General features: G+C 64.9%; 21 protein-coding genes. 5 read left to right on the top strand and 16 right to left on the bottom strand.

What is annotated here, in order from left to right; all coding sequences use genetic code 11:
- Positions 1–188 precede the first annotated feature (188 nt).
- On the top strand, positions 189–1,646 hold the full coding sequence (locus ACZ5TO_RS13275) for a glutamate synthase subunit beta (protein WP_464798410.1): 1,458 nt from the start codon (positions 189–191) through the stop codon (positions 1,644–1,646).
- Between the two features lie 180 nt (positions 1,647–1,826).
- On the opposite strand, the gene ACZ5TO_RS13270 is transcribed toward ACZ5TO_RS13275, so the two are convergent.
- Positions 1,827–2,963 carry an SGNH/GDSL hydrolase family protein gene (locus ACZ5TO_RS13270; RefSeq protein ID WP_464798409.1) on the bottom strand — a complete coding sequence of 379 codons (1,137 nt, stop codon included), beginning with the start codon at positions 2,961–2,963 and terminating at the stop codon, positions 1,827–1,829.
- 135 nt (positions 2,964–3,098) lie between these two features.
- Entirely contained in the window at positions 3,099–4,319 is a 1,221-nt protein-coding gene (locus tag ACZ5TO_RS13265; RefSeq protein ID WP_184143997.1) for a lytic murein transglycosylase, read from the bottom strand.
- 197 nt (positions 4,320–4,516) lie between these two features.
- Here ACZ5TO_RS13265 and galU point away from each other — a divergent pair, with 197 nt between their 5' ends.
- On the top strand, positions 4,517–5,404 hold the full coding sequence (galU, locus tag ACZ5TO_RS13260) for a UTP--glucose-1-phosphate uridylyltransferase GalU (protein ID WP_464798408.1): 888 nt from the start codon (positions 4,517–4,519) through the stop codon (positions 5,402–5,404).
- A 3-nt stretch (positions 5,405–5,407) separates the two neighbouring features.
- Here the strand turns inward: galU and ACZ5TO_RS13255 are convergent, their stop codons facing one another.
- Positions 5,408–6,931: an outer membrane beta-barrel protein gene (locus ACZ5TO_RS13255; RefSeq protein WP_464798407.1), complete on the bottom strand. Its 1,524-nt coding sequence runs from the start codon at positions 6,929–6,931 to the stop codon at positions 5,408–5,410.
- A gap of 123 nt (positions 6,932–7,054) precedes the next feature.
- On the opposite strand from ACZ5TO_RS13255, the gene ACZ5TO_RS13250 reads away from it, so the two are divergent.
- The gene (locus ACZ5TO_RS13250; protein WP_184144003.1) at positions 7,055–8,050 is read left to right on the top strand and encodes a KpsF/GutQ family sugar-phosphate isomerase; all 996 of its coding nucleotides are present in this window, start codon (positions 7,055–7,057) and stop codon (positions 8,048–8,050) included.
- A gap of 4 nt (positions 8,051–8,054) precedes the next feature.
- Here the strand turns inward: ACZ5TO_RS13250 and ACZ5TO_RS13245 are convergent, their stop codons facing one another.
- From ACZ5TO_RS13245 to ACZ5TO_RS13200, 10 genes are all read right to left on the bottom strand, one after another.
- On the bottom strand, positions 8,055–8,513 hold the full coding sequence (locus ACZ5TO_RS13245; RefSeq protein ID WP_464798406.1) for an NfeD family protein: 459 nt from the start codon (positions 8,511–8,513) through the stop codon (positions 8,055–8,057).
- Entirely contained in the window at positions 8,510–9,523 is a 1,014-nt protein-coding gene (locus ACZ5TO_RS13240; protein ID WP_464800391.1) for an SPFH domain-containing protein, read from the bottom strand. The genes ACZ5TO_RS13245 and ACZ5TO_RS13240 overlap by 4 nt, the downstream gene beginning before the upstream one ends.
- Before the next feature lie 104 nt (positions 9,524–9,627).
- A complete protein-coding gene (gene hemH / locus ACZ5TO_RS13235; RefSeq protein WP_464798405.1) occupies positions 9,628–10,659 on the bottom strand; it encodes a ferrochelatase in 1,032 nt (343 codons plus the stop codon).
- A 138-nt stretch (positions 10,660–10,797) separates the two neighbouring features.
- Positions 10,798–12,726, bottom strand: a complete 1,929-nt coding sequence (locus tag ACZ5TO_RS13230; RefSeq protein WP_464798404.1) for a 5'-nucleotidase C-terminal domain-containing protein — start codon at positions 12,724–12,726, stop codon at positions 10,798–10,800.
- Between the two features lie 148 nt (positions 12,727–12,874).
- Positions 12,875–13,246, bottom strand: a complete 372-nt coding sequence (gene omp10, locus ACZ5TO_RS13225; RefSeq protein ID WP_184144011.1) for an outer membrane lipoprotein Omp10 — start codon at positions 13,244–13,246, stop codon at positions 12,875–12,877.
- A 162-nt stretch (positions 13,247–13,408) separates the two neighbouring features.
- Complete coding sequence (locus tag ACZ5TO_RS13220; RefSeq protein ID WP_184144013.1) at positions 13,409–14,860, bottom strand: homospermidine synthase; 1,452 nt, start codon at positions 14,858–14,860, stop codon at positions 13,409–13,411.
- 140 nt (positions 14,861–15,000) lie between these two features.
- The gene (locus tag ACZ5TO_RS13215) at positions 15,001–15,774 is read right to left on the bottom strand and encodes an aminotransferase class IV family protein (RefSeq protein WP_464798403.1); all 774 of its coding nucleotides are present in this window, start codon (positions 15,772–15,774) and stop codon (positions 15,001–15,003) included.
- Positions 15,759–16,910, bottom strand: coding sequence for an aminodeoxychorismate synthase component I (locus ACZ5TO_RS13210; protein ID WP_464798402.1), 1,152 nt, complete (start codon positions 16,908–16,910; stop codon positions 15,759–15,761). The genes ACZ5TO_RS13215 and ACZ5TO_RS13210 overlap by 16 nt, the downstream gene beginning before the upstream one ends.
- Before the next feature lie 33 nt (positions 16,911–16,943).
- Positions 16,944–18,281 (bottom strand): hypothetical protein, encoded by a 1,338-nt coding sequence (locus tag ACZ5TO_RS13205; protein ID WP_464798401.1) that lies wholly within the window; start codon positions 18,279–18,281, stop codon positions 16,944–16,946.
- A gap of 43 nt (positions 18,282–18,324) precedes the next feature.
- Positions 18,325–18,825, bottom strand: a complete 501-nt coding sequence (locus ACZ5TO_RS13200; protein ID WP_464798400.1) for a glycine-rich domain-containing protein — start codon at positions 18,823–18,825, stop codon at positions 18,325–18,327.
- Positions 18,826–19,016: 191 nt separating this feature from the next.
- On the opposite strand from ACZ5TO_RS13200, the gene ACZ5TO_RS13195 reads away from it, so the two are divergent.
- A complete protein-coding gene (locus tag ACZ5TO_RS13195) occupies positions 19,017–20,549 on the top strand; it encodes a sigma 54-interacting transcriptional regulator (RefSeq protein ID WP_184144019.1) in 1,533 nt (510 codons plus the stop codon).
- 175 nt (positions 20,550–20,724) lie between these two features.
- Positions 20,725–22,503 (top strand): peptidoglycan L,D-endopeptidase MepK, encoded by a 1,779-nt coding sequence (locus tag ACZ5TO_RS13190; RefSeq protein ID WP_464798399.1) that lies wholly within the window; start codon positions 20,725–20,727, stop codon positions 22,501–22,503.
- Between the two features lie 209 nt (positions 22,504–22,712).
- Here ACZ5TO_RS13190 and ACZ5TO_RS13185 read toward each other — a convergent pair whose 3' ends face one another.
- From ACZ5TO_RS13185 to ACZ5TO_RS13175, 3 genes are all read right to left on the bottom strand, one after another.
- On the bottom strand, positions 22,713–22,979 hold the full coding sequence (locus ACZ5TO_RS13185) for a DUF2312 domain-containing protein (protein WP_160785259.1): 267 nt from the start codon (positions 22,977–22,979) through the stop codon (positions 22,713–22,715).
- 117 nt (positions 22,980–23,096) lie between these two features.
- Positions 23,097–23,402 (bottom strand): DUF1244 domain-containing protein, encoded by a 306-nt coding sequence (locus tag ACZ5TO_RS13180; RefSeq protein WP_464798398.1) that lies wholly within the window; start codon positions 23,400–23,402, stop codon positions 23,097–23,099.
- 10 nt (positions 23,403–23,412) lie between these two features.
- Positions 23,413–24,201 carry an N-formylglutamate amidohydrolase gene (locus tag ACZ5TO_RS13175; protein ID WP_464798397.1) on the bottom strand — a complete coding sequence of 263 codons (789 nt, stop codon included), beginning with the start codon at positions 24,199–24,201 and terminating at the stop codon, positions 23,413–23,415.
- Positions 24,202–24,227: the final 26 nt, after the last annotated feature.

Genomic DNA, 24,227 nt, shown 5'->3' with positions numbered 1-24,227 from the left:
TGCAACGGCCCCTCATCCGCCTGCCGGTACCTTCTCCCCGTAAACGGGGAGAAGGGACAAGAGGCAAGGCGGTGCGGCATCTTCCTTCTCCCCGCTTGCGGGGAGAAGGTCGCGGCAGCGGGATGAGGGGCTATCCTTTGCGTCCGAAAGGCGCTCGTTGAAAACACTTAAGGTTTCAGGACAATACGATGGGCAAGGTTACAGGTTTTCTGGAGATCGACCGGCAGGTCATGAAGTATCAGCCGGCATCCGACCGCATCCGCCATTTCCGTGAATTCACCATCCCGATGTCGGACCAGGAGGTCCAGAAGCAGGCGGCGCGCTGCATGGATTGCGGCGTTCCCTATTGCCACGGGCCGACCGGGTGTCCGGTCCACAACCAGATTCCCGACTGGAACGACCTCGTCTACAGCGGCAACTGGGAAGAGGCGATCCGCAACCTGCATTCGACCAACAACTTCCCGGAATTCACCGGCCGCATCTGCCCCGCGCCCTGCGAGGAGGCCTGCACGCTGAACCTCGAGGACATGCCGGTCGCCATCAAGACCGTCGAGCAGGCGCTTGCCGACAAGGCCTACGAGATGGGCTATATCGTGCCGCAGCCGGCGACGGTGAAGACGGGCAAGAAGGTCGCCGTCATCGGTTCCGGCCCTGCCGGCATGGCGGCTGCCCAGCAGCTCGCCCGCGCCGGCCACGAGGTCCATGTCTACGAGCGCGAATCCAAGGCCGGCGGCCTCCTGCGCTACGGCATCCCGGACTTCAAGCTGGAGAAGAACTTCATCGACCGCCGCGTCGACCAGATGCGCGGCGAGGGCGTGACGTTCCATTACGGGGTCAATGTCGGCGTCGACAAGACGATGGACGAGATGCTCGCCGAGCATGACGCCGTGCTCTACTGCGGCGGCTCGGAAACCCCGCGCGACGCCGGCATCCCCGGCGGCGATTTCATCGGCGTGCACGATGCCATGCCCTATCTCGTGCAGCAGAACCGCCGCGTCGGGCGCGAGAACATCGACAGCGTCGGCTGGCCGTCCGAGCCGATCCTTGCCGGCGGCAAGCACATCGTCGTCGTCGGCGGCGGCGATACGGCGTCAGACTGCGTCGGCACCGCCTTCCGCCAGGGCGCGGTGAAGGTCACCCAGCTCGACATCCGCCCGCAGCCGCCGGAAAAGGAAGACAAGCTCGCCGTCTGGCCCTTCTGGGCGACGAAGATGCGCACCTCCTCCTCGCAGGCCGAAGGCGCCGTGCGCGAGTTCCAGGTCGGCACGCTCGAATTCGTCGGCGACGAGGACGGCGTCCTGACCGGCGTGAAGTGCTGCCAGGTGGACGACCGCCGCAAGCCGATCCCCGGCACGGAGTTCATCATCAAGGCGGATCTCGCCTTCATCGCCATCGGCTTCCGCGGTCCTTTCACCGACGGCGTCCTGAAGGACCTCGGCGAGCGCCTGACGATCAACACCGACAAGCGCGGTTCCTCGAACGTCGTCGCCAACGAGCGCGACTACAGGACCTCGGTGGACAAGCTCTGGACGGCCGGGGACGTGCGCCGCGGCCAGTCGCTCGTCGTCTGGGCGATCCGCGAAGGCCGCCAGGCCGCCCGCGCGATCGACGAGGCGCTGATGGGCTCGACCACGCTGCCGCGATAAAATGGAATAGCGCGCGGGTTGCGGCGCGCTATGTTCACCAAAGCCTCTATCGTCATGGTCGGGCTTGACCCGACCATCCATGCCGCGCTTGCGGATGTGGCGATGGATCCTCGGATCAGGCCCGGGGATGACGGCGGAGAGGTGAGAGGGCGGGGAGCGAAGCCTATCGGGTGCTCCCGCCTACGGCGTTGCCGTCTTCTCCAGCCGGAAATCGTCCACCCGCCCCAGCGGGGCGTTGGCGGTCTCGCCTTTTTCCACCAGCTTGTCGCGCAGGCTCTTGCCGTTGCCCTTGAGGGCCGAGCCGCCGAGGAGGGCGGTGCCGCCGTCGAGCGCGGGATCGGCGAGGCTGATGGGCTGCGTCTTGGTGATCTCGGCGTCTTCCGCCGGGGGCGCCGTGACGACGAGGTCCTTGAGGTCGCTCTGCAGGCCCGGGCCGACGGCGGCGTCGCCGAGCAGGCGGCGGATTTCCTTTTCCACGTAGAAGGCGAGCTTGCGCTTGCCGGCCTTGGTGAAGTTGATGCCGTCCGAGCCGCGCAGGCGCACCTGCTGGCCGTTGATGTCCGAGCCGGAGATCACGAACTTGCCGTCCTCGTCGACGAACCCGTCCCAGATGTCGACGAATTCGCCGCCCGCCTTCTCGACGCCGGCGCGGTAGAGCGTGTTGAGCGTCGTCATGTCCGCCGTCAGCGCGGAGGACTGGAAGGGCGGCATGCCCATCCACAGGAGCGGCCGGCCGCCTTCGCGGGCGAGCGCGGCGATGCGGGCGACGCGCGCCTCGTATTCCTTCGTCCAGGCCTCGGAGCGGAATTTCTCGCTGTTGCCCGCAACGGTCATCTGCTGGCGGTCGTTGGCGCCCATGCTGACGACGACGAGCGTGGGCCTGGTCTCGGCGATCAGGCCGGGCAGGGCGGCAGGCCAGTCGTAGTAGTCGTCGCGCACGATGCCGGAGGAGCCGTTGGTGCGGCGCTCGACGCGGATGCCGGGCGTCGCCTCGAAGGCGGTGATGAGGCCGTCGCCGAGGCTGCCGCCGATGAAGTCGCCGACGACGAGCACCACTTTCGCATCGGGCAGCTTTTCGACGGCGGCAGGTTCCGGCGCGGCCACGACGGTTCTTGCCGGCTTCTTCTTGCGCACGGTCGCGCTCGGCTTGCGGATCGTCGGCTGGGGCTCCTCGACCTTGCGCTTGGGAGAGCCGAAGAGGAGTTCGAGGATCGACTTGCGCTGGACGCGCTCCTGCGCGCCGGCCGGCGCGGCGGCAAGGCTTGCCGCGACGGCAAGGGCAAGCCCCAGGCAGAAGGTCCGGATACTCATGCTCATGCGATGGCTCCCCGCCTTTCCCGTCATCCTGCAGGCGTTCGGTGGCGGCATGATGGCAAATGCGGGCGGCAAGCGAAAGCGCCGGCCAGCAAAAAGGGGCGCCGGAGCGCCCCTGTCATGCGCGCCCGGCCGCGGTCAGCGGCGCAGCGCCTTGAGGAGCGTCTGGCTCGGCTCGCCGTCGGCCGAAAGGCCCATGCGGCTCTGGAAGGCCTGGATGGCGGCCTTGGAGCCGGAGCCGAAATTGCCGTCGACCTCGCCGTCGTAGTAGCCGAGCTCCTTGAGGCGCGTCTGCAGCTCGAACTTCTCCGTGATGTCGAGCGCGCCGTCGGGCCGCGGCCAGCGCTGCTTGACGCCGCCGTAGCCGGCGATCTGGTCCGCCAGCATGCCGACGCCCATCGCATAGGAATCGGAGGCGTTGTAGCGCTTGATGACGAAGAAGTTCTTCGTCATCAGGAAGCCGGGGCCGCCGTTGGCCGGCAGCTTTAGTTCGGCGCGGTCGGAGCCGTTCTTGAAGCCGTTGCCGCTCGGACGCGTGAAGCCGAGCTTGGCCCATTGGGCAAGCGTCTTCGTCTGGCCGGAATATTTCTCGCCGCCGCGCGGCACGACGATCTCGTAGCCCCAGGTCTTGCCCGCCTGCCAGCCGTTCTTGGCGAGCAGGTTGGCGGCCGTCGCCAGTGCGTCCGGCACGGAGTTCCAGATGTCGCGGTGGCCGTTGCCGTCCGCATCGACCGCATAGAGGAGGTAGCTGGAGGGAATGAACTGGGTATGGCCCATCGCACCGGCCCAGGAGCCCGTCATGTCCCCGGCGTCGATATCGCCGCGCTGGATGATCTTGAGGGCGGCGATGAGCTGCGTGCGGGCATATTTCGCACGCTTCTTGTCGGCATAGGCGAGCGTCGCGAGCGCGCGCGGCACGTAATGCAGCCGCTCGTCCTTCTTCAGGACGGCGCCGTAGTTGGATTCCATCGACCAGATGGCGAGAAGCACGTTGCGGTCGACGCCGAAATGGCGCTCCAGCGCGGTAAGCGTGCGGGCGTGCTTGGCGGCCATCTCGCGGCCGATGCGCACCGTGTAGGGGTTCACGCGCGAATCGAGGTAGTCCCAGATCTTGTGGGTGAATTCCGGCTGGTAGGCGGCCTTGTCCAGGACCTCCGGATCGGGTGTCTTGACGCCGGAAAACGCCGCTCGATAGGTCGCCTTGCTGATGCCGGCCTCGGCCGCCGTCTGGTAGAAATCGGCGATCCATTTCTGGAAGCGCGTATCCGCGCGGGCGGCGGAGGCCTGCGCGAGAAGGCCTGCCGACAGGAAGAGGGTGAGCGCAGATCGGCGCAGAACGGTTTTCAGATTCTGTGTCATCGGCTGTCGTGTCCGTTTCCAAAATTTCGGTACGATGGCGCCAAACCACCGGCTGAACGCAAAACTTATAAAAACGAAGTCAACAAATTCTTTACCATCAAACTTTTGCCCCGTCTTCCTTTGCAAAAAGATAGGAATTGGAATCTATTCGAGCAGTCCTATGTCCGCCATGAGGCGCGGGCGCAACGAGGTGAATAATGTCGCAGACACGCAAGGTTCGCAAAGCAGTTTTCCCGGTGGCCGGTCTCGGCACCCGCTTCCTTCCGGCCACGAAGGCCGTTCCGAAGGAAATGCTGACCGTCGTGGACAAGCCGGTCATCCAGTATGTGGTGGATGAAGCGCTGGATGCCGGCATCGAGCACCTGATCTTCGTCACCGGCCGCTCCAAGGCGGTCATCGAGGACTATTTCGACATCCAGGTCGAGCTGGAGCAGACGCTGCGCCAGCGCAACAAGACGGCGGAACTCACGCTGCTCGACAGCATCCTGCCGGTCGCCGGCTCGACGAGCTTCACCCGACAGCAGGAGCCGCTCGGCCTTGGCCATGCCGTCTGGTGCGCCCGTGAGCTGGTGGGCCCCGAGCCCTTCGCGCTGCTCCTGCCCGACATGATCATGAAGGCCGAGAAGGGCTGCATGAAGGGCATGGTGGAGCTCTTCGAGCAGAGCGGCGCCAATGTCGTCGCCGTCGAGGAATGCGCGCCCGACCAGGCGCACAAATACGGCATCGTCGGCGTCGGCGAGGCGATCGGCGAGGGCTTCGCCATCACCAAGATGGTCGAGAAGCCAGCGCCGGGCACCGCGCCCTCCAACTTCTTCATCAACGGCCGCTACATCCTCCAGCCGGAAATCTTCCCGATCCTCTCCACGCAGGAGCGCGGCGCCGGCAACGAGATCCAGTTGACGGACGCCATGGTGAAGCTCGCCGACAGCCAGAAATTCGCCGCCTACCACTTCAAGGGCGAGACCTACGACTGCGGCGCGAAAGACGGCTTCATCCTCGCCAACATCGCCTTCGCCCTTGCCCGCGGCGATATCCGGCCCTCGGTCGAGGGGCCGCTCAGGGAGCTGGTCGCCGGCCTGAAATAAGGCTCATCGGCGCAGGACGAGACCGATGCCGGCGCGCGTGACGCCGGTATCGGACGCGCCCGCCTGGCGCGTCAGCTCGTAGGAAACGTCGCCGGTCATCGCCAGCCAGCGGGTGATGTTCCACGTCAGCCCGGCCCCGGCGAGGTAGACGTCCTGGTCGGGCAGGCCGGCGGAGGCGGAGAAGTCGCGCCAGGTATAGGCGCCGCTCAACCGGGCGACGAGATTGTCGCGCAGCTCGTGCGTGAGGTCCGCCGTCGCGATATATTCGAGATAGCCGCTCTGGCCGGCCGCGGTGGAGGGCTGGAGGTTCGTGACGAGGCCGAGCCGGAGGTCGGTGCCGCGCTGCGGCGACCAGAAGACCGCGCCGTCGACGGTGATGCCCTCCAGCGCGGCAAGGCGGCTGTCGTCGAAGGTCGCCCGCTTGTAGCCGAGGCCGAGGTCGCCGCGCAGCTTCTCGCCGAGGTCGACTTCCACGCCCGCCCGTCCGCCGAGCGTTGAGGCGGAGCGCTCGTAGCCGAGCGAATCCTGCTTGTTGTCGTAGTAGGACCGCCCGACGGAGGCTTCGAGATAGGGGATGAGGGCCGGCGAAAGCTCGAAGCCGACGCGGCCCGTCAGGGTGCCTTCCGTGTTGTTGCGGTCCGAAAGGTCGAGTTCGGCGCCGTTGCCGAGTTCCGCCGCGCCGTAGACCTCGCGCTCCAGTGCGGCGCCGAGGGTGCCGCGGATCAGGCCGAAGTCGCGCTTGACCTTCGCACCCGCGCTGAAGGTGTGCACGCCCGACTGCACCGACGCGCCGTTGACGGCATTGGGATCGCTGGAGCTCTCGCGCTCGAAATTGTAGCCGCCGGTGATGTCGGCGATCGTGTCGTCGCTGAGGTCGAGCCTGAGGTCGGCGTTGATGTCGACCTTGGGTTCCGTCTCGCCGGTGCCGCTGATGTTGCGCTGGTAGGTGCCCTCGCCTTCGACGGTAAGCTGATGGCGCGACCAGTCGGAGGTGAGCGTGCCCTTCAGCCCCGTCTGGGAGAAGGTGCGGCTGGAGGAGGTATCCCCCGACTTCGTCTTCTCGTAGCCGATGCCCTGCGAGATCGAGGGCTTGAGCACGAAGGTGCCGAGGCGGATGCCGGTCGGCTCGTAGGGATCGCCGAACTTGCTGCTCACATGGTCGAGGTTGGTTTCGCGCGGGTTCAGCCGCTCGGTGCGCCGGCTGGTGCTCAGATACGCGCCGTCCTCGCCGATCTCGGCGGGCACCGTCTCGTCTTCCGCCGCGATGGCGGGGTCGCCCGGCGTCGAGGCCGTCGTCGTCGGGTCCGGCAGGGCTTTCGTGCCGCTCGCCGCCGTATCGGCGGCGCCGTTCGTCGCCGCCGTGCCGGTGGCGGCCAGCGGATTCTGGAAGGTGGGGGTGACGGAGGCTTTCTCCTGGGCCATGGCAACCGGGGCGGCAAGGACCGTGCCGGCGAGCAGAAGCCCGGCCAGACGCCGTGTGAGGCAAGGCGAAAGCGCCCTGCGGTCCGTTTCCTTTGCCTTGCCCATGCTTCCGGCCTGCGATTCGCGAATTTCCTAAGCGAACGTAAACCGCCATGGTTAACGCTTGGTTGCAGAGGGGCGGGCGCGGTTCCCCGTGGACAGGTTCCGGCAAAAGCGGTAACGAGGCGCATGATCACACGACAGGCCAAAGTTGACGGCGCCGACGCCGTTGCGTCTGCAATCCGCACCGTCGAGACGGAAAAGGCCGGGCTTCTTGCGCTCTCGGCGGCGCTTGCCGGCGACCTCAACGATGCCTTCTGCCAGGCCGTGCAGCTCATGGGCGGCAGCGCCGGCCGCGTCATCGTGACGGGCATCGGCAAGTCGGGCCATATCGGCGTGAAGATCGCCGCGACGCTCGCCTCGACCGGCACGCCCTCCTTCTTCGTCCATCCCGTGGAGGCGACCCACGGCGACCTCGGCATGATCGGCCGCGACGACGTCATCCTCGCGCTTTCCTGGAGCGGCGAGACGGCCGAGCTTCAGGGGATCGTCTCCTATTCCCGCCGGTTTTCCATTCCGCTCATCGCCATGACCTCGGGCGAGCGCTCGGCCCTGGCGCGCGCGGCCGATGCCGTGCTGCTGCTGCCGAAGGCTCAGGAAGCCTGCCCGCATGGGCTCGCGCCCACCACCTCGACGCTGATGCAGCTTGCGCTCGGCGATGCGATCGCCGTTGCGCTGCTGGAAGCGCGCGGTTTCACGGCGACGGATTTCAAGACCTTCCATCCGGGCGGCAAGCTCGGCGCGAGCCTCTCGCATATCGGCGACATCATGCACAGCGGCGAGAACATGCCGCTCGTCGGGCTCGGCACGTCGATGCCGGAGGCCGTACACATGCTGGCGCAGAAGCGCTACGGCTGCGTGGGCGTCGTCAACGGCGAGGGTATTCTGGTCGGCATCGTCACGGACGGCGACATCGCGCGCAACCTTTCGCGCAACCTTGCCGAACTGACGGTCGACGACGTGATGACGCGCACGCCCAAGACGGTGCGGCCGACGACGCTGGCGACCGCCGCGCTCGGCCTCCTCAACCAGCACAACATCACCGCGCTGATCGTCACCGACGAGACCTTCCGGCCCGTCGGCATCGTGCATTTCCACGATCTCCTGCGGATCGGCGTCGCCTGAGGGTTTACGCCTCCTCGACCGTAAGGTCCCGGCCGTTGCTGGAGGTCACGCGCACGCGCGCGCCGACCGGAAGGTCCGGCCCCTGCACGCTCCACATCGTATCGTCGAGGCGGATGCGGCCGCGCCCTTCGGCGATCGGCTGCTCCAGCACGGCGGTGCGGCCGATGAGGCTCTGGCCGCGCTGGTTGAGATGCGGCTGGTCGCTGCCGCGGCCGTGGCTGTAGACAAGGCGCCGGCCGATGAGGGCGGAGGCGAGCGACAGCATGGCGAAGACCACCCATTGCGCCTGCCAGACCCAGTAGGCCTCCTGCCACAGGAGAAGGGACAGCACGCCCGTGACGATGGCGGCGATGCCGATCCAGACGAGGAAGACGCCCGGCAGCAGCACTTCGAGGATCAGGAGCACGATGCCGAGGACCCACCAGGCCCAGGGGCCGAGCTCGGTGACGATGCGCTGGATCATGCGCCCGTTCCCTGCGGCGGCGTGTCGAAGGGGTTGCGCGAGGCGGTCGACGGCGTCGACTGGCGCGTGCGCTGCGGGGTGCCGGCGGGCGTCGAGCCGTCGCCGAAGACCTCTTTTGCGATGGCGCCGATGCCGCCGAGCGAGCCGATGAGCGAGGAGGCTTCCATCGGCATCAGCACGATCTTGGCGTTCGGCGCCTTGCCGATCGCGGCCATGGCTTCCGTATATCTCTGCGCGACGAAGTAGTTGATCGCCTGCACATTGCCGGCGGCGATGGCCTCGGAGACCATCTTCGTCGCCTTGGCCTCGGCCTCGGCGAGGCGTTCGCGGGCCTCGGCGTCACGGAAGGCGGCTTCCCGCTGGCCCTCGGCCTCCAGGATGGCGGATTGCTTGGCGCCCTCGGCGCGCAGGATCTGCGCATTGCGCGAGCCCTCGGCCTCCAGCACCTGCGCGCGCTTCTCGCGCTCGGCCTTCATCTGCCGCGCCATGGCGTCGACGAGGTCCTTCGGCGGCGCGATGTCCTTGATCTCGATGCGCGTGATCTTCAGGCCCCAGGGATTGGCCGCCTCGTCGACGACGCGCAGGAGCTGGTCGTTGATCTTGTCGCGGTTGGAGAGCAGTTCGTCGAGGTCCATCGAGCCCATGACCGAGCGGATATTGGTCATGGTGAGGTTGATGATGGCGTGTTCGAGATGGGCGACCTGGTAGGCGGCCTGCGCGGTGTTCAGCACCTGGTAGAAGGCGACGGCGTCGGCCGACACGCTGGCATTGTCGCGGGTGATGACCTCCTGCGTCGGGATGTCCAGCACCTGCTCCATCACGTTCATCTTCGAGCCGATGCGGTCGATGAAGGGAATGATGAGGTTGAGGCCGGGCTCCAGCGTGCGCGTATAGCGGCCGAAGCGCTCCACCGTGTACTGGTAGCCCTGCGGAATGGTCTTGATCCCGGCGAAGAGGATCAGGATGACGAGGACCACGAGGGCGATGACGACGATATCCAGTCCGGCCAAATCCATGATGCTTCTCTCCGTCAGACGTTGCGGCGCGGCGCCACTGTAAGCAATACGGGCCGCAAGGCCAGTCTATTTGGCCGGCGCGCGATTTATCGTGGGGCTCAGACCCAGCCGGAAAGCTCGCGGCGCACGACCTTTTCGAGGACCGCCATGCCCTCGGGCGTGTCGTTGAGACAGGGAATGTGCGCGAACTTCTCGCCGCCATTGTGCACGAAGCTCTCGGCCGCCTGCTCGGCGATCTCCTCCAGCGTCTCAAGGCAGTCGGAGACGAAGCCGGGATTGAGGACGGCGATGCGCTTCACGCCCTCCTGCGCCAGCTTCTCCACGGTCTTGTCCGTATAGGGCTGCAGCCATTCCTCCGGCCCGAAGCGGGACTGGAAGGTGACCATCAGCTTGCCGTCCGCCCAGCCGAGCCGGTCGCGCAGAAGGCGTGCCGTCTTCTGGCACTGGCAATAATAGGGGTCGCCCTTCTCGAAATAGCTCTTCGGAATGCCGTGGAAGGAGGCGAGCACCCGTTCCGGCTCCCAGTCGAGCGTGGCGAGGTGCTTTTCGATGGAGACGGCGAGCGCGTCGATATAGGTCGGGTCGTCGTGATAAGGCGGCACGGTGCGCAGCGCCGGCTGCCAGCGCATCTTCAACAGCGTCTCGAAGGCCTTGTCGTTGACCGTCGCGGTCGTCGCCGCCGCATATTGCGGATAGAGCGGGAAGACGAGGATGCGCTCGCAGCCCTCTTTCTGGAGGTATTCCATGCGCGAGGCGATGGAGGGCTGGCCGTAGCGCATGGCCCAGTCGACGATGACGTCAGGGTGGTCGGCAAGGGCCTTGCCCATCAGCTCGGCCTGGCTGCGCGTATAGGTGCGCAGGAAGCTCTCGTTGCGCTCCCTGTTCCAGATCGTCTCGTAGGCCTTGCCGACCTTGCCGGGGCGCGTGTTGAGCACGATGCCGAAGAGGATCGGATACCAGGCGATCTTCGGCCACTCGATGACGCGCTTGTCGGTCAGGAATTCCTTGAGGTAGCGGCGCATGGAGGCATAGTCCGTGCCGTCCGGCGTGCCGAGATTGACAAGCAGGACGCCGACCTTGCCGTGCTTGGCGGGCGGATGGGCGGCGGGTCTTTCGGCGATGTCCTGCATGGTACGGTCCTCAACGGGCGGGCTGTCGTGCCCGGGTTCTTCTTGTTGCGCGGCGGAGGCCGGCCGTCAGAATCGTTCTAAAAAGAAATGCCGGCCCGGAAAAGCCCGGACCGGCGGAAATAGCGGAGACAAATTGTCTTATTTCGCGGGGATCGAGAGCTCCGTGCCGATATGCAGCGCGCGCGGGCGCGGATTGCCGTTGGCTTCGGCGATCCTGCGCCACAGCGTGCCGTCGCCATAGGCGGCCTTGGCGATGTCCCAGAGCGTGTCGCCGCGGGCGATCACATGCTTGCCGCCGGCGGACGCGGCGGATCCGGATGCGGCGGTCGCCGTTTCCGAACCGGCTGCCGGGGTGGTTTCCGCCGTGCCGGATGCGGCTTCGCCCGTCGTTGCGGCGCCCGCGGTCGATTTCGCGGCCGTTTCATTCGTATCGGTCGCGGTTTCCGCCGTTGCCGGGGCGGCGGCCTTAACTTCGGTGATGCGGCCGTCCGTCGCCGGCTTGTAGGGCCGGTGGGCGGCGAGGTAGTCGGCGACAACCAGTTCGAGGTTCGGGCCGAAGTCGTAGGGGTTCACGGCGGATTTCGCGAAGACGGCATAGCCGTCGCCGCCCGCGCGCATGTAGTTGTTGGAGACGATGCCGTAGGTCTTCTCCGGATCGAGCGGCACGAAGGCGTCGCCCTCCTTCACCTCGACCGAGACGATGCGGCTGCCGGCCGGCTTCGAGCGGTCGAAGGAATATTTCATGCCGGAGACCTGCGGGAAGCGGCCGGCGCCTTCCTCGATCTGGCTGAGGCCGTTTTCCAGCGCGGCGAGAAGGTCGGAGCCCTTGAGCTGGAAGGTGGCGACCGTGTTCTGGAAGGGCAGGACCGACAGCACCTCGCCCATCGAGACCGGGCCGGCGTCGATGGAGGAGCGCAGGCCCCCGCCATTGGTGATGGCGATGGTCATGCCCTGGCTCTTCGTGCGGTCGAGCAGCGCGTCGGCGACGAGGTCGCCCATCTCGCATTCGGCCGAGCGGCAGGTCTCGCGCGAGCCGTCGATGGGGCCGGCGCTTTCGGCGACGATCTTGCTCTTCAGTTCCTCGATGGGGGCGGCGAGTTCCTTGATGCGGGCAAGCACCGCCTCGTCCGGCTTGATCGTTGAATCGATGGCGATGGGCGCACCGGAGGCTTCCTTGACGATACCCGCATCATCGAAGACGACCTTCAGGTCGCCGAGATATTTCGAATAGGAGCCGGCCTGCACGACGGGCACCTTGTAGCCGCCGGGATTGTCCACCATCGTCGGATAGGGGCCTTCCGCCTTGGGGTCCGTGCTGGAGAGGAACGAGTGGCTGTGGCCGCCGACCACGACGTCGACGTCGGGGATCTTGGCGATGGCCGCAAGGTCGCGCGGATAGCCGACATGGGTGAGGGCGATGATCTTGTCGACGCCCTGTTTCTTCAATTCGGCGACGGCGGCGGTGATGTCGGCGACGTCGTTGCCGATCAGCACGTTCGGGCCGGGCGAGGAAAGCTCCGGCGTGTCGTTGGCGACGGCCCCGACGATGCCGATCTTCTGGCCGCCCTTGTCGAGGACGATATAGGGCTTGATGCGGTCGCCGATCTTCGAGCTTGCGCTGGCGGCGACATTCGCGGTGACGACCGGGAACTGGACCTTGTCGAGGAAGGTGGCGAGCCCGTCCTCGCTGACGTCGAATTCATGGTTGCCGACGGTCATGGCGTCGAACTTCATGAGGTTGAGGAACTCGGCCTCCGCCGCGCCCTTGTAGGTCGTGTAGAAGAGCGAGCCCTGGAAATTGTCGCCCGCATTGAGCAGCAGCACGTTCTTGCCGGCAAGCTTCTGGCGCTCGGCGTCGATGGCGGTCTTCAGCCGCGCGACGCCGCCGAAGCACTCGTTCTTGCTCTCCTCCTCGGCCGAGCAGGTCGAATCGAACTTGTTGATCGATTCGATGCGCGAATGCAGGTCGTTGATGTGCAGGATGTTCAGCTCGTAATCCGCGAAGGCCGAACCGCTGGAGAGCACGATGATGGAAGCGGCCAGGAGGCCGGATCGGAAAAACGTCATGGTTCTCGTCTCCTCGTTTGCCCGCGGCGATGCGCGGGAGGGGCTGCGCGATGTTTTCACCGCTTCAGGGCAACTTCAAGCGAAAAGACGGCGGCCTTCCGAAACGAAAAAAGGGCCTTGCGACCCTTCGTTCCGGTATCGGCGGCGCTCACAGGCGCCGGGTGAGGGAGAACTGCGCGCCCTCGGCCGTGGTGCAGTTGAGCTGGCTCTGGCTGACCAGCGCGCAATTGACCTTGGACTGGGTGTTGCGCACCAGCGAGGTCATGTTGATCTCCACCAGCGTCGGCGAGGTGTTGATGTAGGTGCCCGATGCCAGGAGCTGGTTCGTGTCGGTCGTGCGCGTCGTGAACGTGCCGGCGGTGAAGCTGGAGACGATGCCGTTCGGATCGACCCACGAGCCTTCCACGCCCTGCGGCACGGGCGCCTGGGCCACCGGCAGGCCGCGCGGCGAACGGTCCGACATGCAGGCGGAGAGCGCTACGGCGGCGGTGAGCAGGCTCACGATTGCAATCGGCTTCATCTCAAGTCTCCCAGGGTCATGGCGGCGCGAACCGCCCGGCAGGTCCGGCGAACATGCCGTGAAGAATCGTCGAAAGCAAGACGCGGCGGGCATTATCCCATTGAAAGCGAAGACGCCCGCGGCTTTCGCGCGGGCGTTTCGTTTTGCGTCTGCGGTGTCCGCTCAGCGGACGAGGACGTTCCTGAACTGCCACGGGTCCTTCGTGTCGAGGTCTTCCGGGAAGAGGCCCGGGCGGCCTTCGAGCGGGGTCCAGTCGGTATAGTGGCCTTCGACCGGGCCGAGATAGGGTGTCTGCACTTCCAGGCAGCGCTTGTAGTCGACCTCGTCGGCTTCCACGATGCCGGCCTTCGGGTTCTCCAGCGCCCAGACCATGCCGGCGAGCACGGCCGAGGTCACCTGCAGGCCGGTCGCGTTCTGGTAGGGAGCGATGCGGCGGGTTTCCTCCAGCGACAGGCGCGAGCCGTACCAGTAGGCGTTCTTGTCGTGGCCGTAGAGCAGCACGCCCAGTTCGTCGACGCCGTCCACCAGCTCGTTCTCGTCGAGGACGTGCAGCACCGGCTGCTGGTTGCCGCCGTTGCCGAACATCTCGTGCAGCGACAGCACGGCGTCGTTGCAGGGGTGGTAGGCATAGTGGCAGGTCGGGCGGTAGTCGACGTCGCCGTGCTTGTCGCGCACCGTGAAATAGTCGGCGATCGAGATGGACTCGTTGTGGGTGACGAGGAAGCCGTATTGCGGGCCGGGCGTCGGGCACCAGGAGCGGACGCGCGTGTTGGCGCCGGGCTGCTCCAGGTAGATGGCGGCCTTGCAACCCTTCTTCTGCTTCCTGGCGTTCTTCGGCATCCACTTCTCATGGGTGCCCCAGCCGAGCTCGGCCGGCTGCAGGCCTTCCGAGATGAAGCCTTCGACGGACCAGGTGTTCCAGAAGGTGTTGAAGGGCTTGGGGTTCTTGGTGCGCTGGGTGTCGCGCTCGGCGATGTGCACGCCCTTGACGCCGACCTTCTTCATCAGCTTCGCCCAGCCTTCGCGGTCGTGCTGATCGGGTTCCTCGAACTTGATCTCGAGGTCCTTCGCAAGGTTGACCAGCGCCTGCTTGACGAACCAGGAGACCATGCCGGGGTTTGCGCCGCAGGTGGAAACGGCCGTCGTGCCGCCCGGGTTCTTCTCCTTCTCGCGGCGCACGGTCTCGCGCAGCGCATAGTTCGTGCGGTCGGCGTTCTTCATGTTCTTGTCGAAATAAAAGCCGAGCCAGGGCTCGACGACGGTGTCGATATAGAGCACGTCCAGCTTGCGGCAGAACTTGATGAGGTCGAGCGAGCCGGTGTCGACGGAAAGGTTGACGCAGAACGCCTGTCCTTCGCCTTCCTTGAGAAGGGGCTTCAGGAGGTCCTTGTAGTTGTCCTTGGTGACATGGGCCTTGACGTGGCGCACGCCGTGGCGGGCGTAGATCTCCGCGTCGGCGGCATCCTCGCGCGGCTCGATGACGATCAGCCGGTTCCGGTCGTACTTGAAATGACGCTCGATCAGCGGCAGCGTGCCGCGCCCGATGGAGCCGAAGCCGATCATCACGATCGGGCCGGTGATTTCGCCATATACCGGATAGGTGCTGTCTGCCATTTGGTTCTCCTGCGGACGGCCGCTTTGCGCTGAAAATCAGGGCCTTCCGAGCCCCTTAGCATAGTATGGCAGCGCTAGAGCACAGATTTCTGTCACAATAAAGAGCGGCCGGGGATTATGTTTAATCCGGCCTCGATGCCTTACGTGAGAACGCAGCGGATCAGTCCGCGCAGCGAATTGCCGGCAAAGATCGTGCCGCTCTTAAGGTCTTCCGGCAGCAGCCTCGCTTCGACGGCCCGGCCGGTTTCCAGCAGCTCTTCCCGCAGCACGCCGGCCAGAAGGCCCGAGGCGAGCGGCGGCGTCTTGAGGATGCCGGAGCCGTCATCGAGGAAGAGCGAGGTGATGGTGCCTTCGCAAACCTCGCCGCGCTCGTTGAGAAGCAGCACCTCATCGGCCTCCGCTGCGGGAAACTCGGCGCGCGCGGCGGCGTAGAGGGTGCGGCGGGAGGTCTTGTGGCGCAGCAGCGGATCGGTGGAGGAGAGGCGGGTGGTCGCGATCCGGAGGCGCCAGACCGTATTTTCGGCAAGGGGCGTGAAGGGTGCGGTCTGCACCTCGATGCGGCCATCGGGGAAGAGTTCGAGGCGGATGCGGAGAGGGCCGGGTTGTGGCGGACCCCCCTCTGCCCTGCCGGGCATCTCCCCCACAGGGGGGGAGATTGGGTGGGGGGACGCCTTGCCCATTTCAGTGGCCGCGGTTGAGAGATGACCTTGCCTCCTGCCAATCTCCCCCCCTGTGGGGGAGATGCCCGGCAGGGCAGAGGGGGGTAGAGCCGCATAGAATGCGCTTTCCGCTTTCTCCGCCCCCAACAACCCCAGCGCTGCGGCCGAGCGCGCCAGCCGCGCAAGATGCCGCTCCAGCCGCACGAAGCCGCCCTCCGGTTCCCAGCGCAATGTCTCGATCAGCGAGAAATCCATTGGTCCCCCACGGCAAAGCGCGCCTTCAGCAGGCATTCCTCGTATTCGGCCTCGGCGGTGGAATCGAAGACGATGCCGCCGCCGACGTTGAAGACGGCGTTGCCGTCGTCGAAGAGCGAGACGGTGCGGATGGCGACGTTGAAGCGCATGGTGCCGTCCGGGGCGACGACGCCGATGGCGCCGCAATAGGCGTCGCGCGGGCCGTCCTCCAGGTCGTGCAGGATCTCCATGGCGCGCATCTTCGGCGCGCCGGTGATCGAGCCGCAGGGGAAGAGCGCGGCGAAGATGTCGCGGATCGCGAGGCCGGGCAGGAGTTTCGCCCGCACATGGCTCACCATCTGGTGCACGGTCGGATAGGTCTCGACGGCGAAGAGTTTCGGCACATGAAGCGTGCCGACCTCGGTGATGCGGGAGATGTCGTTGCGCAGGAGGTCGACGATCATGCGGTTTTCCGCCTGCGTCTTCACGTCCGCCTGCATCGCGGCGACGATTTCCGCGTCCTCCGCCGCATTTTTTCCCCGTGCCGCGGTGCCCTTCATCGGATGCGTCTCGATCCAGCCGTCCCTGTCGACGTCGAAGAAGAGTTCCGGCGAGCGGGAGAGGAGAAGCGGCCCGTCGAGCGAGACGAAGGCGCCGTAGCGAACCGGCTGGCGCTCGATCAGCGACCAGAAGGCGGCGAGCGGATCGCCGGTCCAGCGGGCGCGGATCGGCATGGTGAGGTTCGCCTGGTAGCAGTCGCCCTGCCGCAGATGCCGGTGCAGACGCTCGAAGCGGCTGCGGTAGGTGTCGAAATCCCAGTGCGCCTTCGGCTCGCTGAGGAAGGGTTCGTTCTCGACGCGCTGACGCGGCCTTGCCAGCGGATGATTTTCCGCCGGCTTCTCGAAGATGCCGAAGCTCATCAGCGGGGTCGGGCGGTTCTCCTCCGCGAGCGGCGCCAGCTTCTTCTCGAAGAGATGGCCGGCCTCGTAGCTCATGAAGCCGGCGATCCAGTGGCCCTTTTCATGCGCCGCCTGCAGGGCCGCGAAGGCCGGCTCGAAGCCGGCGCGCTCGCGCACGGTGACGACCGCGACCGGATCGGCGAAAACCACCGTCCGGTCCTCGCGGTCGTCCCTGAGGAGCACAAAGCGTTCGCGCACCTAACTGTTGCCGCCGGGGGTTATGAACAAAAACTACTCCGCTCTCACCGTGAGAATACCCGTTATCCCGCCGACGAATACGCCACTTATGAAGAGGGAAAAAGTAGATATTACAGTCATCAAAAAATTTATCAGCGGGTTCGAAAACTCCCAGTATTTCCTTTGATGAAAGTCGAAAAAGGGGAACACGGATTCCGTCGTAAACAGAGCCGCGTTGAAATCCGGATAGCCCTTTGGCAGATAAATATCCTCGTTGGAGTGCTTTCCGCCGCTTTTCCAGTTCTTGATATTGGCCGGCTTGCATATTTCCGAGGGGCCACGCAAACAATCTTCTGTCAAAATATCGTTGATGTTCGGCTGGGTCATATTCCTGTCGCGCAGGACGAGTGTTGCCGAAAAATGCATCAGCACAAGAATCACGAATATAGCCAATGGCTTTTGCAGTTGGGCGCCAAAGCCGATAAACCAGAATATTACAAAATTTATCCAACGCAGGAATGGATTCTGAATGCGCTGTATTTCTGCTCTCTTCAGTTGCGAAAGGATAATCTGAGCGCTCTGCTTCTGATGCTCGTTGGTATATGCTTTTGCGAGATTGGATAGTGAATTGATCGTTACCCTATCCTGGCGATCCTGGAGGTTCAGCCATTTCAGCGCTTGTTGCGGAGAGCATTCGTCGAACCGCTGATAGTTAAAGCCGTCAAGGATCAGTTTTCCCTTGTCCGGCCAGTCGTCGAGCGCCCTGTCCGATGTGATTTTATGGCGGAATGACCTAGTGGTCATATCGCGCAAATTGACTTTCCCCTTTGGCTTCTGCGCCAAATCCATCCAGTAGAAGGAGTCGCACGATACCCTGCTGAGGCTGCAGCATTCGCCATCCGCGTCCTTGGATTTGTGTCCGCCCAGACTGTCGGAATATAGGAAAGACGCTGTTTGAAACTCCAGCGATCCCTCGATCTTGGCGTCGCGCATGAGCAGCGGACCATGGCAGGTGAAATTATTGTTCATCAGAACATAGCCATGGACCCGCGCGTTTCGTAGATCTATTCCCTTGCGCAGAATACATCCCTGAAAGCCCAGGGCACTGCACTTTATGCCGGAAAACTCTAGGAAATCCGTCATCGTGCAATGCTCGAAATATATCGGAAAGTTCAATGCTAGATTTCCGATATTCAATATTCCGATTATCTCGTATCCGCAGAAATGAAGCCCCGCGGGGGCCACGAGCGGATCCCTGATCACCTCGTGAACGATTTTGACAATATCCTGGGCGCCGACAGGCTTTCGCGCGCCGCGTGGCGGCGCACCGGAAAATTCGACGGCGCCCGATATTATGCAGTCGCCTTTGAGTGTGGCGTAGTCAGTCGTCACGTATCTCTCGGAGGGCTGTCGTTCATGTCAGAGAACTGCCTGTTTATTGCGGCGGTGTCGGGAGCGGTGACGGTGAGGTGCAGTTGCCGGCGGCGACGAGGACGGGATCCTGCTGGGGCGGATTGCCTGAACCGCAATTGGCGAAAACCATTCGGATCTCCGGTGCGCTGATCGGCGGCGCGCCTCCCGAGCAGTTCGCTCGTGCATCGATCTGTGGATCGCCGTCGTCGATCGATACCAATTTTCGGCCAATTATCCCGGACAGCCGCTCCCGGTATGCATCATCGATGCACGGTACATGATGAATGATCGAGCCAAAATGGCGGAGGCAGTAGTCTTCATACGACCTAGTATTGAGAATGTGTTCATGCCACAGCATATCGACCGCCAAAGTCGGTCGAGTTGCGGAATCGCACGAGGCACGAAGAAAGTCTTTATATTCTTCAAGGATACGGATTCTTGTTGTGTTGTCCCAGTTCTGTTTCAGCGCGACATACATGGAGATTTCATCAAGATCGACCAAGGAATACATGCTCTCGTTCATTTTTTTTGGCTCCTCATTCCCCTTGTTGCTGTGTGTATTGGATCATCATTCATTATTTGCGGGGTGGCGTCAACAAACGTTAAAATGCAAGCCTTTCTCAAAACGGCATGTTCAACCCTTTCTGCCATGGTCCGCCAGTGTCCAGTTCCCTTGGGCGTGCATGACGCGCGCCTTCAGGCAAGGAGGTTCCAGTGACGGCCCATATTCTTGTCATCGACGACGATCCTGTCCAGCGCAGGCTTCTCAAGAACATGATCGAGCGCTCCGGCCATGTCGCCCACATGGCGGAAAACGGCCGTGCGGGCCTCGACCTGCTCGATCGCAAGGGAGGCCTCATCAACGTGATCCTGCTGGACCTGATGATGCCGGAGATGAACGGCTCGGCCTTCCTGGAAGCGCTCGCCGAGCGCGAGAACACCATTCCCGTCATCGTGCAGACGGGGCAGGGCGGCATCGAGACGGTGGTCTCGGCCATGCGCGCCGGCGCTTTCGATTTCGTGGTCAAGCCCGTCTCGCCCGAACGGCTGAACGTCGCGGTCGGCAACGCGCTGAAGATGGACCAGCGGGAGGGCCGCAGCCGCACCGGCCGCCGCAACAGGTCCGAGACCGTGCATTTCGACGACATCGTTTCGGCGAGCCCGGAAATGCTGCGCGTCATCGAGCTCGGCCGCCGTGCCGCCCAGTCGAACATCCCCGTCGTGCTGGAGGGCGAATCCGGCGTCGGCAAGGAAATGGTCGCCCGCGCCATCCAGGCAGGAAGCGAGCGGGCCGGCAAGCCTTTCGTGACCGTCAATTGCGGGGCGATCCCGCACAATCTCGTGGAAAGCATCCTCTTCGGCCACGAGAAGGGCGCCTTCACCGGGGCGAGCGAGCGCCATACGGGCAAGTTCATGGAGGCCGACGGCGGCACGCTGTTCCTCGACGAGATCGGCGACCTGCCGCTCGAGGTGCAGGTGAAGCTCCTGCGCGCCGTGCAGCAGGGCGAGATCGAGACGATCGGTGCGCGTTTTCCCCAGAAGGTCAATGTCCGCCTCATCTCGGCGACCAACCGCGACCTCATCAACGAGGTGCGCGAGGGCCGTTTCCGCGAGGACCTCTACTACCGCCTCAACGTCTTCCCGATCACCATCCCGGCGCTGCGCAAGCGTAAGGAGGACATCCCCGTCCTCGTGCGCGCCTTCGTGCAGCGTTTCGCCGGCGAGCAGAAGCTCGCCCGCCCGCTCGCCGTCTCGGCCGGCGCGATGGCGCTGCTGACGGCCTATGACTGGCCGGGCAATATCCGCCAGCTCGAGAACGCCATCTTCCGCGCCGTGGTGCTGGCGGAAGGAGACGAGTTGCGCGCGGCCGATTTCCCGCAGATCGCCGCGCAGGTGCCGGGCTACGGCCTTGCCGAGGACGGCGCGGTCACCTGGGAAGCGGCCAGCCTGCACACCCCGGAGCCCGCCTCCGAGACGCGCCTGCCGAGCGTCTATCCCGATTTCAAGCCGAGCGAATCGGCCGACGCAGCACACGGGCCGGAGAACGCCATTTCCAGCGTCGACAAGGGCGGCCATGTGCGCAAGCTCGCCGATGTCGAGGAGGAACTGATCCGCTTCGCGCTGAAATTCTACCACGGCCAGATGAGCCAGGTGGCCCGCAAGCTGGGCATCGGCCGCTCGACGCTCTACCGCAAACTGAAGGATTACGGCATCGATCCGGACGATCCTTTGAAGGAAGCTGCGTAAAACCCCCGTAAATCCCGGTCTTCCGGGATTTCTCGATTGCCGTTTATTCCCTGTTAGTGGATTGTTCACTATAAGGGGCTCGCGGCGGGAAGTGTGGCGGATTTGCCATGCTCTCACCGCAATTGGCAGTCATCTGGGACAACGGACGTTCGTTGTCCTCCGGACGGGGAAAGAGTTGGCAAATTTGTTCGCATCGATGAAGCGCCCGGGAGCCTCCCTGGGCAGCCTCTGCAAGACAGTGTTGCACAAGCTGCCCAAGGTCCTCACCACGGCTGTGCTCTCTGCTGCCCTCATCCTGCCGGCAACCATTCCCGCCACCGTCCAGGCCGAGAGCGGCAACCGCACGCTCAAGCTCTATTTCCTCCATACGCGCGAAAAGGCCGAGATCACCTTCAAGCGCAACGGCCGCTACGATCCGCGCGGCCTCAAGCAGCTCAACCAGTTCCTGCGCGACTGGCGCCGCAACGAGCCGACGAAGATGGACCCGCGCCTCTTCGACCTCGTCTGGGAAGTCTACCAGAAGGTCGGCGCGACGGGTTACATCAACGTCGTTTCCGCCTATCGCTCGCCGGCCACGAACTCCATGCTGCGCTCGCGCACAAAGGGCGTCGCCAAGAAGAGCCAGCACATGCTCGGCAAGGCGATGGACTTCTTCATTCCGGGCGTGAAGCTGGCGACGCTGCGCGCCACCGCCATGAAATTCCAGGTGGGCGGCGTCGGCTTCTACCCGACCTCCGGCTCGCCCTTCGTCCATCTCGACGTCGGCAGCGTGCGCGCCTGGCCGCGCATGAGCCGGCAGGAGCTCGTCAGTCTCTTCCCGGATGGCAAGACCATGCATGTCCCGACCGACGGCAAGCCGCTGCCGGGCTACCAGCAGGCCGTCGCCGACTACAAGCGCCGCGTCGGCGCGGATGCCATCCAGGTCGCCGGCGGCGGATCGAACCCGTCCGCATCCAAGCGCAGCAAGGGCTTCCTTGCCAGCCTCTTCGGCGGAGGCGGCGACGAGGATGAAGAGCCCGAAATGATCGCCAGCAACGTCGCCATCGCCGACGATTTCGACGCGGGCGGCGGCAAGGCGAAGGCGGCGCAGGACACCACACCCGTCGCGGCCGCCGAAACCGAGACGGAGCTTGCCTTCACCGCGCCCGTGCCCGGCAGCCGTCCCGCCTTCAAGGCGGCCGAGGAAACGACCGAGCTCGCGCTTGTCGCCCCGGCGACGAGCGGCGCGGCCGCGGCGCTGGAAGCGGCGACGACTGGCGAGGACAAGCCTGAATTCGCGGACCTTTCCGCCTACAAGATCCCGCTGCCGGTCATGCTGGGCGCGCGCACCGAGGCGGGCGATGCCCAGCCGACGGTGATGGCTGCCGCCGCCGTCGAGGAAGACGGCGAGGTGCTGGGCGTCGTTCCGGTTCCGGGCCTGCGTCCGCAGGTCGAGCTTGGCGGTTCGAGCACGGCGCTGATGGCCGCGGCGGAGGCCGACGTGGCCCTGCCTGCATCCGCCGACCGTTCCGGTCTTGCCGCGCTCGCCGACCCGGCAAGGGACCTCGACGAAGGCGTGCCGGTCGAGATGGCCGCGCTCGATCCGGAGGGCGGCGCCACCCGCTCGCTCGGCGGTACGGACGCCTTCTCGGCGAAGACGGCGGAAGAGGTGCCGGCCAAGGGCAGCCGCCCGAAGAAGAAGGACGCCGACGCGGCGAGCCGCGGCGCGATCCGCACCGAGCCGAAGCTGACGCAGAAAATCCTCTCGCAATGGGCGCTCGACCAGGGCCGCATGGCGACGCTCTCCAAGCCGGTCAAGGCGCCGCGCTTCGTCAGCCGCACGCTGCGCGCCGCGCCCACCACGGTCTACATGGCCGGCTTCCAGCCCGAGACGAAATCGATCGACGCAGGCCGCTTCAGCGGTAACGCCGTGAACTTCATGGAAGTGCGTAAGTTCGAGCGCGCCGAGAACTGAGCCGCACCGCTTTTTCCAGACAAAAAACCCGCCGGAGCGATCCGGCGGGTTTTCGTTTGTCGGCATTTTCGCCTCTCTCTCCATCCTCTCCGTCGTCATGCTCGGGCTCGACCCGAGCATCCATGCTTCGGCGCGCCGGTGGATCCTCGGCTCAAGGCCGAGGATGACGGAGGAGGGGAGGCGTGCAGGCGCCTTGTATGGAAAGTCCCTTATTCGGCGTCCGGCGGCAGCTCGATCATGCCGAGGGCCTGGAGGTAGGTGTCGAGGATGGCTTCCTGTTCCATGCGCTCGTCCTTGTCCTGCTTGCGGATCTGGATGACCTTGCGCAGGATCTTGGTGTCGAAGCCGGTTCCCTTGGCTTCGCCGTAGACGTCCTTGATGTCGTCGGCGATGGTTTTCTTTTCTTCCTCGAGACGCTCGATCCGCTCGATGAACGCGCGAAGCTGGTCGCGTGCGACGCCGTGGGCATCCGACATGGTCTTCTTCTCCTTGGATGGGCTAGAAATTCGAAAGGTGCCGTGACTTGCCGCGAACTTCCGGCAAGATCAAGGCCTATCATGCGCGGCTTCGGGATTTTCCCGTGGGAGTGAGGTTCATTCCTTCGGGCGGTTGACCTCGAAGGCGGCCTTCTGCGCGTCGCTCGCCTCGCGCTGGTGCCGCGCGCGCCACTCTTCATAGGGCATGCCGTAGATGATTTCGCGCGAGGCTTCCTTGTCGAGTGGCACGCCCGCCTCGTTCGCCGCCTCGCGATACCAGTTGGACAGGCAATTGCGGCAGAAGCCGGCAAGGTTCATCAGGTCGATGTTCTGCACGTCCGTGCGCTCGCGCAAGTGCCGCACGAGGCGGCGGAAGGCGGCGGCCTCGAATTCGGTCTGCTGTTCCTTGGTAAGCTCGGTCATCGCGTCTGTCTCAATAGGGTCCGGTGCGGGAGGGGAATATCTCGTATGTGTGCAGGGCCGGGTCCGCATTCAACCGCGCGAAGACCGGCGCGAGGCGGTCGACCCAGCGGGCGATGCCGGCTTCGTCGCCGATCTCGTCCTGGCGGATCTCGATGAGCGCATGGGCAATGCCGGGCTTCATGCAATGGCGGAACATGGTGTCGCCGCGCAGCGCCCCGTCATAGGGCTCGTTGTCGCCGACCACGACGTCGCCGGGCGCTTCCAGTTCGGCGAGCAGCGGGCGGACGGCGCGGGGATCGCTGTCCCACAGCACCGTCACATGCCAGGGGCGCGGCACGCCCTTCCAGGCCGGCGTGAAGGAATGCATGGAGAGGACGAGCGGCGCCTTACCGGTCTTCGCGGCGACCGCACCGATCGTCGCGGACACGGCATCGTGATAGGGACGATGGAAGGTATCGAGCCGGTATTGCCATTCTTCGGGCGTGATCGGATGATTGCCTGGAACGATCGCGCCGTCGGAAATGCGCATGACGAGCGTCGGGTCGTCCTCGCCGCGGTTGGGGTCGATCAGGAGGCGGGAAAAGCGGCTCATGACCACCGGCGCGTTCAGCCGGGCATTGAGGCCGCGCACCACGCCCTCGACGCCGATATCGTAGGCGATGTGGCGCCCGAAGGCGCTTTCCGGCAGGCCGAGGCGGCCGTAGCGTTCGGGGAGGAGATTGGTGGCGTGGTCCGCCAGGATGACGAGCCCGAGGGTGAGGTCGCCGTCGATGATCTCGAAGGGGGAATGGTCCTGCATGCTTTCGCCGATTGTGCGCCCGTGTC

It is taken from the genome of Shinella sp. Sh6 (assembly GCF_055392685.1).
The sequence above is the reverse complement of the archived record's forward strand: the minus strand, read 5'-3'. Positions and strand labels throughout refer to the sequence as shown.

Excerpts from the sequence above, each read along its gene's own strand:
- ACZ5TO_RS13275 (WP_464798410.1), top strand. The coding sequence starts at position 189 with ATGGGCAAGGTTACAGGTTTTCTGGAGATCGACCGGCAGGTCATGAAG.
- ACZ5TO_RS13270 (WP_464798409.1), bottom strand. The coding sequence starts at position 2,963 with ATGAGCATGAGTATCCGGACCTTCTGCCTGGGGCTTGCCCTTGCCGTC.
- ACZ5TO_RS13265 (WP_184143997.1), bottom strand. The coding sequence starts at position 4,319 with ATGACACAGAATCTGAAAACCGTTCTGCGCCGATCTGCGCTCACCCTC.
- galU (WP_464798408.1), top strand. The coding sequence starts at position 4,517 with ATGTCGCAGACACGCAAGGTTCGCAAAGCAGTTTTCCCGGTGGCCGGT.
- ACZ5TO_RS13255 (WP_464798407.1), bottom strand. The coding sequence starts at position 6,931 with ATGGGCAAGGCAAAGGAAACGGACCGCAGGGCGCTTTCGCCTTGCCTC.
- ACZ5TO_RS13250 (WP_184144003.1), top strand. The coding sequence starts at position 7,055 with ATGATCACACGACAGGCCAAAGTTGACGGCGCCGACGCCGTTGCGTCT.
- ACZ5TO_RS13245 (WP_464798406.1), bottom strand. The coding sequence starts at position 8,513 with ATGATCCAGCGCATCGTCACCGAGCTCGGCCCCTGGGCCTGGTGGGTC.
- hemH (WP_464798405.1), bottom strand. The coding sequence starts at position 10,659 with ATGCAGGACATCGCCGAAAGACCCGCCGCCCATCCGCCCGCCAAGCAC.
- ACZ5TO_RS13230 (WP_464798404.1), bottom strand. The coding sequence starts at position 12,726 with ATGACGTTTTTCCGATCCGGCCTCCTGGCCGCTTCCATCATCGTGCTC.
- omp10 (WP_184144011.1), bottom strand. The coding sequence starts at position 13,246 with ATGAAGCCGATTGCAATCGTGAGCCTGCTCACCGCCGCCGTAGCGCTC.
- ACZ5TO_RS13220 (WP_184144013.1), bottom strand. The coding sequence starts at position 14,860 with ATGGCAGACAGCACCTATCCGGTATATGGCGAAATCACCGGCCCGATC.
- ACZ5TO_RS13215 (WP_464798403.1), bottom strand. The coding sequence starts at position 15,774 with ATGGATTTCTCGCTGATCGAGACATTGCGCTGGGAACCGGAGGGCGGC.
- ACZ5TO_RS13200 (WP_464798400.1), bottom strand. The coding sequence starts at position 18,825 with ATGAACGAGAGCATGTATTCCTTGGTCGATCTTGATGAAATCTCCATG.
- ACZ5TO_RS13185 (WP_160785259.1), bottom strand. The coding sequence starts at position 22,979 with ATGTCGGATGCCCACGGCGTCGCACGCGACCAGCTTCGCGCGTTCATC.
- ACZ5TO_RS13180 (WP_464798398.1), bottom strand. The coding sequence starts at position 23,402 with ATGACCGAGCTTACCAAGGAACAGCAGACCGAATTCGAGGCCGCCGCC.
- ACZ5TO_RS13175 (WP_464798397.1), bottom strand. The coding sequence starts at position 24,201 with ATGCAGGACCATTCCCCCTTCGAGATCATCGACGGCGACCTCACCCTC.